The following is a 15,662-nucleotide window of genomic DNA, read 5'->3' on the forward strand; positions in this document are numbered from 1 at the left end:
AATAACAAGCTTAAATTTTTTAATCATTAAAGAATTAAGTTGTATTTTTAATCAGTCGCTTTTTTGTGGGCAAAATTTAGTAACGATTGATTAAATTGACATTTTTTGGCGGTAAATTCGCCAAAAAATTTTGTCTAAAATTTGACTTAAAGATAACGAACAAAGACAATAGCGGTGAGCATCATGACAACAAAAGCAATATTAGCATTGGCAGATGGTACGATTTTTCGTGGCGTAGCGATTGGGGCGAGCGGTCAAGCAAGTGGCGAAGTGGTATTTAATACCGCCATGACAGGTTATCAAGAGATATTGACCGACCCAAGTTATGCAGGTCAAATGGTTACACTGACTTATCCGCACATCGGCAATACTGGCTGTAATCGTGAAGATGGTGAGTCTGGACGCATTCATAAAGTATGGGCAAATGGTCTAATCATTCGTGATTTGCCATTGACTCACAGTAGTTTTCGTGCTGAGCAATCTTTAAGTAATTATCTAAAAGCCCATAATATCGTGGCGATTGGTGAGATTGACACTCGCAAGCTGACTAATCTACTACGCACAACAGGTGCTCAAAATGGCTGTATCCTAACCGCTGACGAAAATGGTCATCTTGATGAAGCAAAAGCCATCGAGCTTGCGAAATCCGCCCCAAATATGGCAGGTCAAGATTTAGCGAAAGTCTGCTGTGATTCACAAGGCTATACTTGGAGTGAAGGCTCTTGGCTGCTAAATCACGATGGTAAAAATGGTAAGTTAAGCCAGACAGGCGGACGCTTTAAGCAGCTTGGCACAGATATCCAAAAACGCTTTCACATCGTGGCATATGACTTTGGTGTGAAGACCAATATTTTAAGAATGCTTGTGGATAGAGGCTGTAAGGTGACTGTCGTTCCTGCTCAGACGCCAGTATCTGACGTGTTAAAGCACAATCCAGATGGTATTTTCTTATCCAACGGTCCTGGTGACCCATCAGCGTGTGATTATGCCATCGACGCCATCAAGACTATCTTAAATGACACCAAAATTCCTGTATTTGGGATTTGTCTGGGGCATCAGCTGCTTGCTTTAGCAAGTGGTGCTAGAACCATTAAGATGAAGTTTGGTCATCATGGTGCTAACCACCCTGTACAAAATATCATCGATGGCACGGTGATGATTACGTCACAAAACCACGGGTTTTGCGTTGATGAAAGTAGCCTGCCTGATAATGTGCGTGTAACACATCGCTCATTGTTTGATGGCTCAAACCAAGGTATTGAGCTGACCGACCACCCAGCATTTAGCTTTCAAGGACACCCAGAGGCAAGCCCCGGTCCGCATGATTGTGGGGTGTTGTTTGATCGGTTTGTGGGGGAGATGGAACAAGCGAAGGCTTAATAAATTTGATAGTATCAAATTTAAAGAGTGAGCTTAATGATAATAAATAATCATAATCAATCACGAGTCTGGGTGCTTTGTTTAATGATGGACAACCAAGTTCGCACACGCCAAGACATCTATCAAGGCGTGATTGATTTGGCAAAGATTAGTGATGATGAGATCGGCGATCAGATCTCATCAGGGCAAAGCCGTTTATTAAATTCTTTAGGTTGGGCAATTTCTAGTTTTGTTAAGGCGGGGGTTTTAAATCGCATTAGCCGGTCTATATATCAAGTTACGCCTTTGGGTTTAAAAATGGCGAAACAGTGGAAAGGCAAAGCTGAGATTACCGAAAAAGATTTTATCGGATTAAATGATTGGGATAATTATCAAAAAAATCTTTTAGAACGTAAAAAATCACAATCTTATAAGCATGTGAAATACTCTGAAAATCTTGACGGTCAAGAATTGGATTTTAAAATCCAAGCCAAAAATGCCATTAAAGAAATTGAAACAGAAATTGCTGTTGAATTACTAAATAAATTGCAACAAAGTACGCCTTTATTTTTTGAAAAGGCAGTCTTAAAGCTGTTACTTGCGATGGGATATGGTGGTAAAGAAAATTTATTTGAGCATACGGGTAAATCGCATGATGGCGGTATTGATGGTGTGATTAAGCAAGACCCGCTAGGCATTCAAAATATCTATATTCAAGCCAAAAGATATGCCAGTAACAATACGGTCGGTTCAAAAGAGTTGCAATCTTTTTTAGGTGCTTTGCAGGGCAATGGGGTGGAAAGAGGCGTTTTTATTACCACGTCATCTTTTACCAAATCTGCCAAAGAATATGCACAAAAATTATTAGGTAAAATTGTCTTAATTGATGGTCAAGAACTGGTTACCTTAATGATTAAATACAAAGTTGGTATTCAAATAAAAGAAGTGCTTGAAATCTGTGAAATTGATGACGATTTCTTTGAGTAGGTGAGTAGCAATTGTGAGTGCAACGAAAGTAGAGTTATCTGACAAATTTAATCTCACCCTAGACCAAAACCGCTTTTTGGCTCGCAAAAATATCGTAGAAGTCATTCACAGTATTTCACGGTTAGAAAAGGTAAATACAACATTTCCCCAAACCAAAACCATCATTGATGGCATGAGCGTGGGCGGAATTTCTACTCATGATATTCAAGTGGTGTTAAATCTTAAAAATGCGTGGCAGTTTATTTTAAAGTCAGACACGCCTTTTGATTTGGATTTTGCTTGCAGGGTTAATGCTTTTGTTGCCTATAATGAAAGTTTAGCTTGGGGTGTTTTGCGGACTGGCAATGTCGGTATTAGTGGTGTTGGCTATGTGCCGAGCATTCCGATAAAATCAGATATTGAAAACACCCTTAATAAAATCCACAATTTGCCTTTATCCAAAACCGTGCTTATCATCAAAACGATGTATTATATGATGAGACAGCAGATTTTTTGGGACGGCAATAAGCGCACGGCGATTATTTGTGCGAATTATCAGCTGATTTTATCAGGGCTTGGCATTCTAAATATCAATGAAAACCAGCTTGAAATTTGGAATAATCTATTGTCTGAGTTTTATGAAACGAATGATGATGACAAAATCATAGCTTGGACTTATGAACACTGTTTGTATGGAATTGAATAGGATAGTTTTAGATGAGTAATATATTTTATTGTTTTGAATGTGATTATGCAAACCGCACGAAAGAAAAACCATTCTTAAAAGATATATTGAATAATTTTACAAAAGATGAAATTGTGGGTTTTAACTTATATATTAACAATAACCCTTATAATAAACAATTTCATTTGGGTATATTTTTTGATAATGACCAAGTAAGAGATAGATTTGATATTTGGTTGAAACAAAATCATCCTGATAGAATAATTAAATCTAATATGAAATTTCTTGATTTAGTTTTTCATGCCAATGTTTGCGGTATTTGTGATGAAAATGGTATTGATTTGGCTATTACAAGCCATTCTAATCATATGTTTATTTTTCCAGAAAAAGATTTTCTAGAAAATCATCACCCACAATTCGCATTTGTAAACAGAAATCAACCAAGAATTTTTTTAAGTCATTCGTCTTTGGATAAAGAAAGTGTTGTTGAGCCAATGTTTAGATATTTGCAAAGTCGTGAAATTCACGTATGGCTTGATAAATATGAAATTGATTATGGTGATAATATTTATTTCAAAATCAATGAAGGTATTAAAAATTCAGAATTTGCAATATTTGTAATTACTGAAAATTTTTTAAATAGCAAATGGGCAAATGAAGAATTGTCTTCATTTGTAAACTTAATATTTAATGATAAATGTCTTGTAATTTTAAATATATCTGATAAATCAAATATTCCACCCATGATAATGGCTAGAAAATTCATGGAGTGGAATAATGGAGATTGCCTACTTGAAATTGCAAATGTTTTAAAAAGAAAACTTAACTTATAAGCGAGAAACTTATGCCAAAACGTACCGACATCAACTCCATTCTTATCATCGGAGCAGGCCCTATTGTCATCGGACAAGCCTGCGAATTTGACTATTCAGGAGCCCAAGCTTGTAAAGCCTTGCGTGAAGAAGGCTACCGTGTGATTTTGGTGAACTCAAACCCTGCCACCATCATGACTGACCCATCTATGGCGGATGCAACCTACATTGAGCCGATCACTTGGCAAACGGTGGAGCGAATCATCGCCAAAGAACGCCCTGATGCGATTTTACCAACGATGGGTGGGCAGACGGCTCTTAATTGTGCTTTGGATTTAGACAAGCATGGCGTGCTTGCCAAGTATGGCTGTGAGTTAATCGGTGCGACCAAAGACGCCATCGAAAAAGCAGAAGATCGTGAGCTTTTTGATAAAGCCATGAAAAAAATTGGGCTAGAATGTCCTAAGGCTGACATTGCTGAGACGATGGAAGAAGCCTTAGAAATTCAAGCACGTTTTGGTTTTCCTGTGATTATTCGCCCAAGCTTTACGATGGGTGGATCAGGCGGTGGTATTGCTTATAATCGTGATGAATTTATCGAGATTTGTGAGCGTGGCTTTGACTTGTCCCCCACACATCAGCTACTCATTGATGAAAGTCTCATCGGTTGGAAAGAATATGAGATGGAGGTGGTGCGTGATAAAAAAGACAACTGCATCATCGTGTGTTCTATTGAGAACTTTGATCCGATGGGCGTGCATACAGGCGATAGCATTACCGTTGCCCCTGCTCAAACTTTGACGGATAAAGAATATCAGCTTATGCGTAATGCGTCTATTGCGGTGCTGCGTGAGATTGGCGTGGAGACAGGTGGCTCAAACGTACAATTTGGCATCAACCCTGATAATGGGCGTATGGTGGTGATTGAGATGAACCCACGAGTGAGTCGTTCATCGGCATTGGCATCAAAGGCGACAGGTTTTCCGATTGCCAAAATCGCCGCTAAATTAGCAGTGGGTTTCACACTAGATGAACTCAAAAACGACATTACAGGTGGCAAAACGCCAGCAAGCTTTGAGCCTGCCATTGATTATGTGGTTACTAAAATTCCACGTTTTAACTTTGAAAAATTCCCCCAAGCAGAAGATACGCTCACCACTCAGATGAAGTCTGTGGGTGAAGTGATGGCAATTGGACGTAATTTCCAAGAAAGTATGCAAAAAGCCTTGCGTGGTCTTGAGACAGGTGCGACAGGCTTTGACGATGTTACTGAGCTAAATGACAAGCCAAGTGATGTGATTGTAAGCGATATTAAAAACCGTCTAAGCATTCCTACACCTGAGCGAATTTTTTATATCGCTGAAGCGTTTCGCCGTGGTCTTAGCGTAGATGATGTGTTTGCTTTAACTAAAATCGATCCTTGGTTTTTGGTTCAGATTGAAGATATTGTTCAAACTGAACATACCATTAAATCGCTTGGCTTTGGTGATTTGACCGTAGAAAATATAAGACTTTTTAAACGTAAAGGCATGAGCGATTTACGTATTGCTAATTTGATGGGAATTAGCCAAAAGCAATTTCGCAAACGTCGCTGGGCATTAGGCGTGTATCCTGTGTATAAGCGTGTGGATACCTGTGCTGCTGAGTTTGAGACCAGCACCGCTTATATGTATTCCACCTATGATGAAGAATGCGAAGCAAATCCGTCTGATAAAGATAAAATCATGGTGATTGGTGGTGGTCCAAACCGTATCGGTCAAGGTATTGAGTTTGATTATTGCTGTGTACACGCTGCCCTTGCCATGCGTGAGGACGGATACGAGACCATCATGGTAAACTGCAACCCTGAGACCGTCTCAACCGATTATGATACGTCTGACCGCTTGTATTTTGAGCCTGTAACGCTTGAAGATGTGTTAGAAATTGTGCGTACAGAGCAGCCCAAAGGCGTGATTGTGCAATATGGCGGACAGACACCACTTAAACTTGCTCGTAGCCTAGAAGAGGCAGGTGTACCAATCATTGGTACAAGCCCTGATGCGATTGACCGTGCCGAAGACCGTGAGCGTTTTTGTCAGATGATTGATAAGCTAGGTCTAAATCAACCGCCAAATGCACTCGCTACCAGCACAGATGATGGTATCATTAAGGCAAATGGTGTAGGTTATCCGCTCGTGGTGCGTCCATCTTATGTGCTTGGCGGACGAGCGATGGAAATCGTCTATAATGAAGATGAGCTTCGCCATTATCTTAAGACTGCTGTACAAGCATCGAACGAAGCCCCAGTGTTGCTAGATCGTTTCCTTGATGATGCCATTGAGGTAGATGTGGACTGTGTGTCTGATGGGCATAATGTCGTGATTGGCGGTATCATGCAGCACATTGAACAAGCAGGCGTGCACTCTGGTGACTCAGCATGTTCTTTGCCACCGTATTCATTGAGTAAAGAAATCCAAGATCAAATCCGAACTCAAACCATCGCAATGGCAAAAGAATTGCACGTTGTGGGTCTTATGAATGTTCAGTATGCCATTAAAGATAATACGGTTTATATTTTAGAAGTAAACCCCCGTGCTTCTCGTACTGTGCCGTTTGTTTCTAAGTGCATCGGTGTTTCTTTGGCGAAAGTGGCAGCTCGCTGTATGGCAGGCAAAAGTCTTGATGAGCAAGGCTTTACCAAAGAGATTATCCCAAGCCATTATTCGGTTAAAGAAGCGGTATTCCCATTTGCTAAATTCCAAGGCGTAGACCCTATCTTGGGTCCTGAGATGAAATCCACAGGCGAGGTGATGGGTGTGGGGCAGACCTTTGGTGAGGCCTTTTATAAAGCCATTGTTGGTAGTGGTGATAGACTAACTGGCTTGCCAAAAGATGGAGAGACCAAAACCGTATTCATCTCGGTGCGTGATAGCGATAAGCGTGGGGTGGTGGATGTCGCAAGACGCTTAGTGGAGTTTGGATTTAAGGTTGTGGCAACAGGCGGGACGTACACGGTTATCAATGAAGCTGGCATTCCATGCGAGCGTGTCAATAAAGTAAACGAGGGTCGTCCACACATTGTAGATGCCATTAAAAATGGTGAAATCCATCTTATCATTAACACCACTGAAGGCAAGCAGGCTTTAAAAGACTCTTTCTCTATTCGCCGCTCTGCATTGCAACATAAGGTGTTTAATGCTGCTACATTGAACGCTGCTAAGGCAGTATGTGATGCTTATGAAATCGAGCTGCCCTTTGATGTGTATAAGCTACAAGATTAACCATTAATCAATCAAACGATAAAAACAAGGGTGATAGCCCTTGTTTTTATTTTTTTTAATATGGACTATCTACCGATGTATTTGGCGATTGCTCGGTAATTACCCAAGCTTTATAATTACCCAAGCTTTAGTGAGTGCCTAATTACCAGCCGATGAAACTTGCAATGATATTGTGTTAAGCAATTTTATGCACGACTTGCATTTGGAAAGTTCTCGCCTTGTCTGTTTGTATTTTAAACAAACCATATGAGGCTTGCGATGTGCAAGAGTAGATTTTTTAAGGCTTTTGCTGTCTTAACACATTGGAAAATTATATTTAATCGATAAATCACTCTTGCTTTTTTATTAAAAAGACTTACAATAGCTTGATAAGTTTTTATTTTTTGACCCTTGCCAGAGTCGCTTTGGCGAGTTTTTTTATACGTTTAAAAAAGGATATTTATGCAACGCTATCCAATGACACCACAAGGTCATGCCGATCTTGAGGCAGAACTTAAGCAACTAAAGACCGTCGATCGTCCAAGAATTACGACTGCTATTGCTGAGGCACGTGAGCATGGTGATCTTAAGGAAAATGCTGAATACCATGCTGCACGTGAACAACAAGGACTGTGTGAGGCACGCATCCGTGATATCGAGGCAAAACTTGGCGGTGCCCAAATCATCAACCCTAAGACACTTCCCCAAGATGGGCGAGTGGTGTTTGGGGTAACAGTCGTGCTTGAGAATCTGGATACTGATGAGCAGTGCCGTTATAAGATTGTTGGTGATGATGAAGCAGATTTTAAAATTAATAAAATCTCAGTTAACTCTCCGATTGCTCGTGGCTTGATCGGTAAGTCAGAAGGTGATGAAGCTAAAATCCAAACGCCAAGTGGTTTGGTGGAATTTGAAATTCTAGAAGTTATCTACGAATAAGTTGATTGATTATGAAACATCTGCATTTATTGATGGTCGTGATAACGCTTGGGCTTTTTTTGTACCATGCGATTGTAGTTTTGATGGGTAAGAAGGTAGCAGTATCTCGTTATCTGACCATCATGACACACATTTCATTGTTATTGCTTGTGGTGAGTGGTCTTTATATGTTGGCGGTATGGTATCAATTCACTGCAATGTGGGCGATTGCCAAGCTGATTTTATTGATTGTTGCAGTATCTGCCAGCATGAAAGCAATGAGAGCGACTGCGACAAAAGCTCAGGCAAAATTTGGCATGTTCATTGCACTGATTGCTTATGGTGCAATCTTAGTACTGGCGGTCAAAAAACCAATTTTGTTATTATTTTAAGCCAGATGACTATGGGAATCGCTATGCTTAAAGCTATAAGCTAAAGCATGGTCAAGCGTTAAAAATAAGGTGGTATCTGATGAATGTATTAAAACAAAAGGCTTTCAATCGTGTCATGATAGTGTCAAGCGTGGCAGCTATTGTGGCATTGACAGGGTGTGCTAGTAAGCCCACCTACCACCCAAATTCTAAATCAACCAAAAATTACAGCGGACCTAACCGATACCTTGTGCGTCAAGGCGATACAGTTAGTAAGATTGCTGAGCGTTATGGCGTGGAGTGGCGTCAAATTGCACGACTAAATAACTTAGATAGTGATTATACCATTTATGTTGGGCAATGGCTTACTTTATGGGAGAAAGCTGAGTTGGCACCTACTAAGCGTACACCGCCACCTGTTCAATCTCAAGTCAAAGCAATACCGCAACAACCGATTTATACCCCAAGACCAAATCAAGTAGCCCCCATTGTGGTTAATACGCCTAAGCCGCAAATCTCTCAAAATAAGCCAAAACCTGTTATTGTTAATACACCTGTATCATCAACAGGTGTAGCACCAATCGTGGGCAGTGCAGGACTAATGCAGTTCACATACCCAGTATCAAAGAATAATCCTGTGGTACGCCGTTTTGGAACCAACACCATTGGTAATAAATCAGTAACCAGTGATGGTATGTGGTTTGCAGGCAATGGCGGTGATTTGGTTTTTGCCAGTCGCTCAGGGGTGGTAACGCATGTAGATGGTAATGGTGTGGCAGGTGCTATGGTGATGATTCGTCATGATGATGGCTTTACAAGCAGTTATATCCATATCAAGGATGCAGGTGTCAGGGTGGGTCAGTCTGTTATAGCAGGGCAACAAATTGCTAAAATGCGTGAACAAGGTTCTGCAGCATTGCTTGAGTTTCGTGTCGCTAAAAATGGCGTATATGTTGATCCTTTGATGGTTCTTAAGTAGATTTGTTTTTAGATAAAATCGTTGATTAATATAGCCTTTGCATTAATATAACCAAACTAAAAACCACGCTTAATTAGGCGTGGTTTTTAGTGCTACAAATGCTACAGTCAGTGCTTAAAATCAATTTATAATTTCGACATAAGCATCAGAACGCAGCTCGTTTAGCCAGTCTTCTTGGACTTGTGGTGCAAGGCGACTAAATAAAATTTCACGTGCCGCATTATCACGGTACTGCTTGCTGATGTCTTGTTCACGTGTCTGATCGACTTTTAGGATGTGCCAACCAAACTGTGAACGAAACGGTGCTGAGTAGTCGCCAGCTTCTGTTCTTTTCATCATCGCCTCAAATTCAGGTACCATTTGACCTTCTTTGACCCAGCCTAGATTGCCATGATTTACAGCCGACCCTAAATCATCTGAGTGATAAGCGGCAAGTGTCTTAAAGTCAGCTCCCTTGCGTAGTTCGTCATATAAAGCATCAATTTTTTGTTTGGCAGCGGCGGTATCGCCTTGCACAAGGATGTGCGATGTCTTCCATTCAGGTGCGATAACCTGCTTGGGGATTTTGGCTGCTTCTGGCGATTTTAGAAAAGAAGTGACAGCATCATCGCTGATTTTGATACGGCTAGAAGCTTGGTGTTGCCATAAAGCACTAATACCAGCATCTTCATTAATGCGTTGTCTTAGGGCGTTATAGCTGCCTTTTTGTTGGGTTTCCATAGACTGCTGGAGCTGGGCGATAGAATTTAACCCTTGAGATTGGGCGATTTGCATGAGTTGGTGATTTATGGCTTCATCGCTCACTGTAAAACCTGCACGATTAATCATGCCAAGCTGAACTTTGCGAACGATTAGCTCATCTAAGGCTTGTCGCTGGGCTTGAGCTGGCGTAATGCTTAGGTCGTGTGCTTGATACTGATTAATGATGTCATAAGTGGCATCATTTAGTTCACTTTTTAGGATAATTTGATCGTTTACTTTAGCAATAATGCCGTCATTACTGCCATACTGGGTCAGTGTGTTGGTATTTGGGGTGTCTTTAGCAATGGCTACTGAAGGCAAGGCGATACTGCCAAGGCTAACGATTGCTGCGATTAATAGGGTTTTTTTATGATTCATGCGAATTCCTTAGTGGTTGGCAAGTTGCCATTCAAACTGGGTTAAGTTTAGCATTTGCACTGTATGCCGTCAATCATGGTGTTTACGAAAGTGGCTAATAAGCACGTTGCCATGCTTTTTGGGCATCGTCATATCCCATCACCTTACTGCTTAGTAGGCGGTTTAATTTACCACTGCTCGTGATACCATTAAGGCGAAGTTCGACCATGATAGCAGTATCTAGACTTGTTTTTGGGTTTAGGTTATTGCGATAACGACGTGCATAGACAGACATGCCATAACAACAATCTTCATAGTTTAATCCAAGCAGGGCGTCCATTAGGCGATTATGCTTGTAATCATACTGAGCTTGGCTAAGCACTCGCCAATTATTATTGATTGGGAAAATGGCAGATCCAGTGTAGGTAGATAAGCTGCGCTGATTAAAAGCTGGATTTTCTTTACGATGTACCACACCTAGGCTAAATAGACTTTTTTCATTTGGCTGATAGCGTACTTGGGTTGTGATATTATTTAGTGTATATTGTCTTGTGAATACGCCTGCAGTATCTAGCCATAAGTTATTATAAGGCTGAGCATTCGCCCTAAAGGCTGTGCCTGAGCTTTTAGCGTTAAATCGTGATTGGGTGTCAATATTGACTTTCATATCATCAAGGTAGAATTGCTCTGCAATACCCCCATCAAATCGAGTCTTACCTTGGTTATCGATATAGCGATAACTGATGGCAGGCGTGATAGCGTGCGTATCGGCGATGCGATCATATCCTAAGAACCAAGTGTCAGATAATAGCTGATCATAGCTGATTGATGCGATAGAAGTATCGAAGTTTGGGATGTTGTCTTGTGCTTTGTAAGGTGTCCGGGTGTATTTAATGCGTGGGCTTAGTACTTGATAGCCGCCTAATTTTTTATCAAACACTCCAAAAGGTGAGCCTGATTTTTCAAAGAATAAGCCACTATCAATACTTAGCGTTGGAGCAAAAATACTGTTCGTGCCTTGTTTTTTGGTGAGATTGCGGTTAGCCAAACTGTCTTCGTCGTAAGAGGCGTATAGATGAGTTAGGCTAAGCTTTGGGGTGAAATAGCCCCATGGTTTTAGCACAGGATAGCTTGCCGATATTTGGTTATATGCACGCACACCGCTTTTTTCAGCTTCTGAGCCATCTCTGATTGACTTTTTAAAATAAGCTGAGTCATGAACCCCAAAGATGGTCAGTGCGTTTAGTGGCTTTAGTAAGTCCGTGTTAAATTTAGGCAGATGATAGGTTGCTGACAGCTGTGGCAGGCGTGCATAAGGACGGTCTTTATCTAAGATTGGCGTGCCATCGTTGGTTGTTGCAAAGAGGGTTTGAAAATCTTCTACTCTAAGCGAGGCTTGAATGGCATCGTTATAATAATTAACGCCAATACGTCGAGATAGGTTTAGCTGGTTTTTTTGTAAGCCTAAGGTATCAAAATCGTTTAGATAATCAGCGTCTGAGACATAGCGGTAATTTGCATTTACTGATAAGTTTTTAATGCTATTTGAGTGCCATGTGTGATCAAAAAAGACGTGGCTACGATCTTGATCGTTTCTTTTTTTGTCTTTTGGGAGATAGGCGGTATCAAGTGTGCCTGAGCCATATTTGGCTGTCAAATAGCGAAATTCAGCTGCAATCTTAGGGTTACGATTACTAAAGACGGTAGGCGTAATTGTCGCATCAAAGTTTGGGGCAAGATTAAGATAATAAGGTGTACTAACTTCAAGGCTGTCTTTTGAGCTAAGCCCAGCAGTCGGTAATAAAAAACCACTAGAGCGACGATCGTCAATTGGAAAATTAAAATAAGGCAGATAAAATACAGGGACTTTGCCAATTTTTAGGGTGCTGTGTTTGGCAATGCCACGCCCAGTATCTGTATTGATGTCAATGCTACTGGCGTCTAGTTGCCATTTACGGTTGGTTGGCGGGCAGGTGCTAAACATCACTTCTTGCATTTGGTAGTGATGGTTATCGTTTTGCTTGAGCGTTTTGGCATAGCCGTGAGCATTGATTGCTGTACTGGCAAAGGCGACATCTTCGGCGGTGGTTTTGCCATCAGAAGTGCGTTCTAATGAGTCTGCTACGCCTATTATGCCATCTGTTTTATTGGAGGTATTTTTTTCATCTGCATTATAAAATGTGACATTGCCTACAGCCTTTGATTCGCCCGTTTTGGGATTTAGGGTGATTTTATCTGCAAAAATTTGCCGACCATCTTGTTCAAGCACGACATTGCCTGACAGCTTGGCATGCGTCTCGTGATAATAACCATAGTCAGCGGTGGCATAATAGTTGTGGGGCTTGGTATCTGTTGTAGCACCTAGTTTTTGGGTTAGACTTTGGGTTTTTGGAGTAATCCATTGACCTTGGCAACGTGCTTGGTCTGCTTGGGCATCTTGGTTGCTGTCTTTATAGTGTCTTGTAAGCTTAAGTAGGCTGTTTGCTTGGCTTTTGGGTATTTCCTTGCCTAGGCTTTCATTCGTGCTAATGTCTGTATCTGTATCTGTATCTGTATCTGTATCTGTATCTGTATCTGTATCTGTATCTGTATCTGTATCTGTATCTGTATCTGTATCTGTATCTGTATTAACAGTAGGGGTGCTGACGCCATCAGTCAAGGCTATCTTAGAAAGGTCTTCTTGTGCTGCAAAGCTGATAAAGGGCGTTAAGCTTATGCCAAATAAAGCCATGCGTATACCGACAGCTAAACATTTTGGAGCGTTTTTCTTGGTAGTGGAGATAGAATTCACAGCAAATAGCCTTGTATCAAGCAAATAACCTGCTTATTTTACATGAAAACAGTGCATTTGGCATAAACATTTTGGCTTTGGGTTAATTAAATTGCCATATGCTACTAGAGAAAAAACCCAAAATCAGCTACACTAATGCTAATTATTGTAATGATATCAAAGGTTTTTTATGAGTCTAAACCGTGAAAAGATAATGCACGCTTTTTTATCCGCCCAATTACCGCAGGGCTATCGGGTAGAAAGCTTGGCAGGAGATGCAAGTTTTCGCCGTTATCATCGCATTTATGCAGATGATGTTACTTATTTATTGATGGATGCACCGCCAGATAAAGAAAGCGTGGCTGAGTTTATCCAAGTTGCTGACATCATGAGCCAAAAAATCAACGTGCCTGACATCATTGCTAAAGACATAGAGCAGGGGTTTTTGCTACTGCAGGATTTTGGAAGTGTTGAGTTTGCCCAAGCCATTTTAGAAGATGGGCGTAAAGATGATTTGTATCAAGATGCCTTAACGGTGCTAATCAGCTTGCAATCTATACCCACTCAAGTAGGGCTGCCTGACTATCATGCCGATAAGCTTAATCAAGAGATGAATTTATTTAGCGAATGGTTTTTACCTTATGTCGGTGTTAGGTTATCTACAGCTCAAGAAAGTCAGTGGTACGATCTAAAATCTGTCTTAATCGCTCAGATTTCTACCCACCCTAAAGTTATCGTTCATCGTGATTATCACAGCCGTAATCTGATGGTGGATAAGGGTAGTAAAAATTTAGGCGTGATTGACTTTCAAGATGCGGTGATTGGAAGCGATGTCTATGACTTGGCAAGCTTAATTCGTGACGCTTATATCCGTGAAAGCGACGATTGGGTGTATGAGCAAATTAAGCAGTTTTATCACCTTAAAAACCCCAATATATCGCTTGATGAGTTCACCAAAAATGTCAATGTCATGAGTATGCAAAGACATCTAAAGGTGCTGGGAATTTTTATTCGTTTATCCAAGCGTGATGGTAAAGACAGGTATTTACAAGATATTCCTAAAGTCTTTAGCGACCTTATGCATACTGCCATGCGACTAAGCGATGAAAATACAGCCATCAAGGCATTTTATGATTGGCTACAGGCAGAAGTTTTACCCGCTTATCAGCGAAAGTTTGGCAATAAGACAGCATAAGGGTTAATATGATTAAGCAGGCAATGATTTTGGCGGCAGGCAAAGGTACTCGCATGCAGCCTTTGACGCTGACCACGCCAAAACCTTTGATTATGGTAGGTGATAAGCCGCTGATTGTTTGGCATATAGAAAGATTAATCCGTGCAGGCGTGCAAGAGATTGTTATTAATATCGGCTATTTGGGGGAGCAGATTTATGATTATTTTGATACGCATACCTTTAAAGCGTGCATTAAAATTTCTGATGAGACGATGTTTGATGGTGCGTTAGAGACGGCTGGCGGTATTCGCTATGCACTTGATGGTAAGGTTTTATCTGATTTGCCATTTTTGTTAATTAATGGTGATGTGTGGACAGACTTTAATCTTAGCTCATTACTTCACCACGATTTAAAAGATGATATGGCATACCTTGTGCTAACTAAGAATCCTAGCCATAACCCTAATGGTGATTTTAATTTAGCTCATCATCGAGTTTACCAAAAGACAGCAGAGCAAGATTTTGGCGAGACTCTTACCTTTAGCGGTATTAGCCTTATATCCCCAAAACTTGTGGCCGATGTGCCACAAAACACCGCCATGCCACTTGCTCCTATCCTTAAAGCTGCTATGGATAAAGGTTTGGTTGGTGGTAAGAAAATGGATGATGATACCACTTGGATAGATGTCGGTACGATAGAGCGTCTAAATCAAGTTGAAAGCCACATCAAGCAAATAAAATAAAACTAATAAAATCAAACGCTTATCTATTTTTTTTAAATTCAATCAAAAAATTGTTTGACATCATTTTAAAATCACGTATAATACGCACCACAACGAAGGATACTTCGTAAGTATACCAAGATATGCCGATACATGATACGGTGTAGATTGGGCGGTTAGCTCAGTTGGTAGAGCGTCTGCCTTACAAGCAGAGGGTCAGCGGTTCAAGTCCGTTACCGCCCACCATATTGGATTGAAAGAATTCTAACTTTAGCAGCGGTAGTTCAGTTGGTTAGAATACCGGCCTGTCACGCCGGGGGTCGCGGGTTCGAGTCCCGTCCGCTGCGCCATTTTACTGGGTTTTCCAGTTTAACCCCAAGTCTCCCCGGGCTTGGGGATTTTTTTATGCCAAAATAGCCTAATTCACGCCATCTTTTAAACAAGTGCTTTTGCTTAAATAAAGGGCTTTTACTGGCTAATTATCGTCAGCTAGGGCGTCAATGCGTTAAAATTAGTAGAGATTGGCGATAAAAATGCCAGTTAGCAAAAGGCTTATTTGGCAAAAGCTA

The 15,662-nt window shown here is 40.9% G+C and carries 12 protein-coding genes and 2 tRNA genes; 12 read left to right on the top strand and 2 right to left on the bottom strand.

Features of this window, described 5'->3' with window-relative positions; translation table 11 throughout:
• Positions 1 to 183 precede the first annotated feature (183 nt).
• The 8 genes from carA to LU293_RS08290 all read left to right on the top strand — a co-directional run bounded on the left by carA (position 184) and on the right by LU293_RS08290 (position 9,329).
• The gene (gene carA / locus LU293_RS08255; RefSeq protein ID WP_242747238.1) at positions 184 to 1,380 is read left to right on the top strand and encodes a glutamine-hydrolyzing carbamoyl-phosphate synthase small subunit; all 1,197 of its coding nucleotides are present in this window, start codon (positions 184 to 186) and stop codon (positions 1,378 to 1,380) included.
• A gap of 36 nt (positions 1,381 to 1,416) precedes the next feature.
• Positions 1,417 to 2,346, top strand: coding sequence for a restriction endonuclease (locus LU293_RS08260; RefSeq protein WP_242747239.1), 930 nt, complete (start codon positions 1,417 to 1,419; stop codon positions 2,344 to 2,346).
• Positions 2,347 to 2,359: 13 nt separating this feature from the next.
• The gene (locus tag LU293_RS08265) at positions 2,360 to 3,031 is read left to right on the top strand and encodes a Fic family protein (RefSeq protein WP_242747240.1); all 672 of its coding nucleotides are present in this window, start codon (positions 2,360 to 2,362) and stop codon (positions 3,029 to 3,031) included.
• Between the two features lie 11 nt (positions 3,032 to 3,042).
• Positions 3,043 to 3,843: a toll/interleukin-1 receptor domain-containing protein gene (locus LU293_RS08270; RefSeq protein WP_242747241.1), complete on the top strand. Its 801-nt coding sequence runs from the start codon at positions 3,043 to 3,045 to the stop codon at positions 3,841 to 3,843.
• A gap of 11 nt (positions 3,844 to 3,854) precedes the next feature.
• Positions 3,855 to 7,082, top strand: coding sequence for a carbamoyl-phosphate synthase large subunit (carB, locus tag LU293_RS08275; protein ID WP_242747242.1), 3,228 nt, complete (start codon positions 3,855 to 3,857; stop codon positions 7,080 to 7,082).
• Between the two features lie 441 nt (positions 7,083 to 7,523).
• Entirely contained in the window at positions 7,524 to 8,000 is a 477-nt protein-coding gene (gene greA, locus LU293_RS08280; RefSeq protein ID WP_242747243.1) for a transcription elongation factor GreA, read from the top strand.
• Positions 8,001 to 8,011: 11 nt separating this feature from the next.
• Positions 8,012 to 8,371: a SirB2 family protein gene (locus LU293_RS08285; RefSeq protein ID WP_242747244.1), complete on the top strand. Its 360-nt coding sequence runs from the start codon at positions 8,012 to 8,014 to the stop codon at positions 8,369 to 8,371.
• A gap of 79 nt (positions 8,372 to 8,450) precedes the next feature.
• Positions 8,451 to 9,329 (top strand): M23 family metallopeptidase, encoded by an 879-nt coding sequence (locus LU293_RS08290; RefSeq protein WP_242747246.1) that lies wholly within the window; start codon positions 8,451 to 8,453, stop codon positions 9,327 to 9,329.
• A gap of 120 nt (positions 9,330 to 9,449) precedes the next feature.
• On the opposite strand, the gene LU293_RS08295 is transcribed toward LU293_RS08290, so the two are convergent.
• Complete coding sequence (locus LU293_RS08295) at positions 9,450 to 10,448, bottom strand: peptidylprolyl isomerase (RefSeq protein ID WP_242747248.1); 999 nt, start codon at positions 10,446 to 10,448, stop codon at positions 9,450 to 9,452.
• Positions 10,449 to 10,542: 94 nt separating this feature from the next.
• The gene (locus LU293_RS08300; RefSeq protein ID WP_242747250.1) at positions 10,543 to 13,218 is read right to left on the bottom strand and encodes an LPS-assembly protein LptD; all 2,676 of its coding nucleotides are present in this window, start codon (positions 13,216 to 13,218) and stop codon (positions 10,543 to 10,545) included.
• A gap of 169 nt (positions 13,219 to 13,387) precedes the next feature.
• Here LU293_RS08300 and LU293_RS08305 point away from each other — a divergent pair, with 169 nt between their 5' ends.
• The 4 genes from LU293_RS08305 (at position 13,388) to LU293_RS08320 (ending at position 15,443) form a co-directional block, all read left to right on the top strand.
• Entirely contained in the window at positions 13,388 to 14,392 is a 1,005-nt protein-coding gene (locus tag LU293_RS08305) for an aminoglycoside phosphotransferase family protein (RefSeq protein ID WP_242747252.1), read from the top strand.
• Positions 14,393 to 14,400: 8 nt separating this feature from the next.
• Positions 14,401 to 15,114 (top strand): nucleotidyltransferase family protein, encoded by a 714-nt coding sequence (locus tag LU293_RS08310; RefSeq protein ID WP_242747254.1) that lies wholly within the window; start codon positions 14,401 to 14,403, stop codon positions 15,112 to 15,114.
• 149 nt (positions 15,115 to 15,263) lie between these two features.
• Positions 15,264 to 15,339 (top strand) — tRNA-Val (locus tag LU293_RS08315).
• Between the two features lie 27 nt (positions 15,340 to 15,366).
• Positions 15,367 to 15,443: transfer RNA gene (locus LU293_RS08320), tRNA-Asp, on the top strand.
• Positions 15,444 to 15,662: the final 219 nt, after the last annotated feature.

Origin of the sequence: Moraxella nasovis (assembly GCF_022701215.1) — a bacterium.
GTDB classification, from domain to species: Bacteria; Pseudomonadota; Gammaproteobacteria; order Pseudomonadales; family Moraxellaceae; genus Moraxella; species Moraxella nasovis.

Coding starts and splice junctions, on each gene's coding strand:
- carA (WP_242747238.1), top strand. CDS start 184: ATGACAACAAAAGCAATATTAGCATTGGCAGATGGTACGATTTTTCGT.
- LU293_RS08260 (WP_242747239.1), top strand. CDS start 1,417: ATGATAATAAATAATCATAATCAATCACGAGTCTGGGTGCTTTGTTTA.
- LU293_RS08270 (WP_242747241.1), top strand. CDS start 3,043: ATGAGTAATATATTTTATTGTTTTGAATGTGATTATGCAAACCGCACG.
- carB (WP_242747242.1), top strand. CDS start 3,855: ATGCCAAAACGTACCGACATCAACTCCATTCTTATCATCGGAGCAGGC.
- greA (WP_242747243.1), top strand. CDS start 7,524: ATGCAACGCTATCCAATGACACCACAAGGTCATGCCGATCTTGAGGCA.
- LU293_RS08285 (WP_242747244.1), top strand. CDS start 8,012: ATGAAACATCTGCATTTATTGATGGTCGTGATAACGCTTGGGCTTTTT.
- LU293_RS08290 (WP_242747246.1), top strand. CDS start 8,451: ATGAATGTATTAAAACAAAAGGCTTTCAATCGTGTCATGATAGTGTCA.
- LU293_RS08295 (WP_242747248.1), bottom strand. CDS start 10,448: ATGAATCATAAAAAAACCCTATTAATCGCAGCAATCGTTAGCCTTGGC.
- LU293_RS08305 (WP_242747252.1), top strand. CDS start 13,388: ATGAGTCTAAACCGTGAAAAGATAATGCACGCTTTTTTATCCGCCCAA.
- LU293_RS08310 (WP_242747254.1), top strand. CDS start 14,401: ATGATTAAGCAGGCAATGATTTTGGCGGCAGGCAAAGGTACTCGCATG.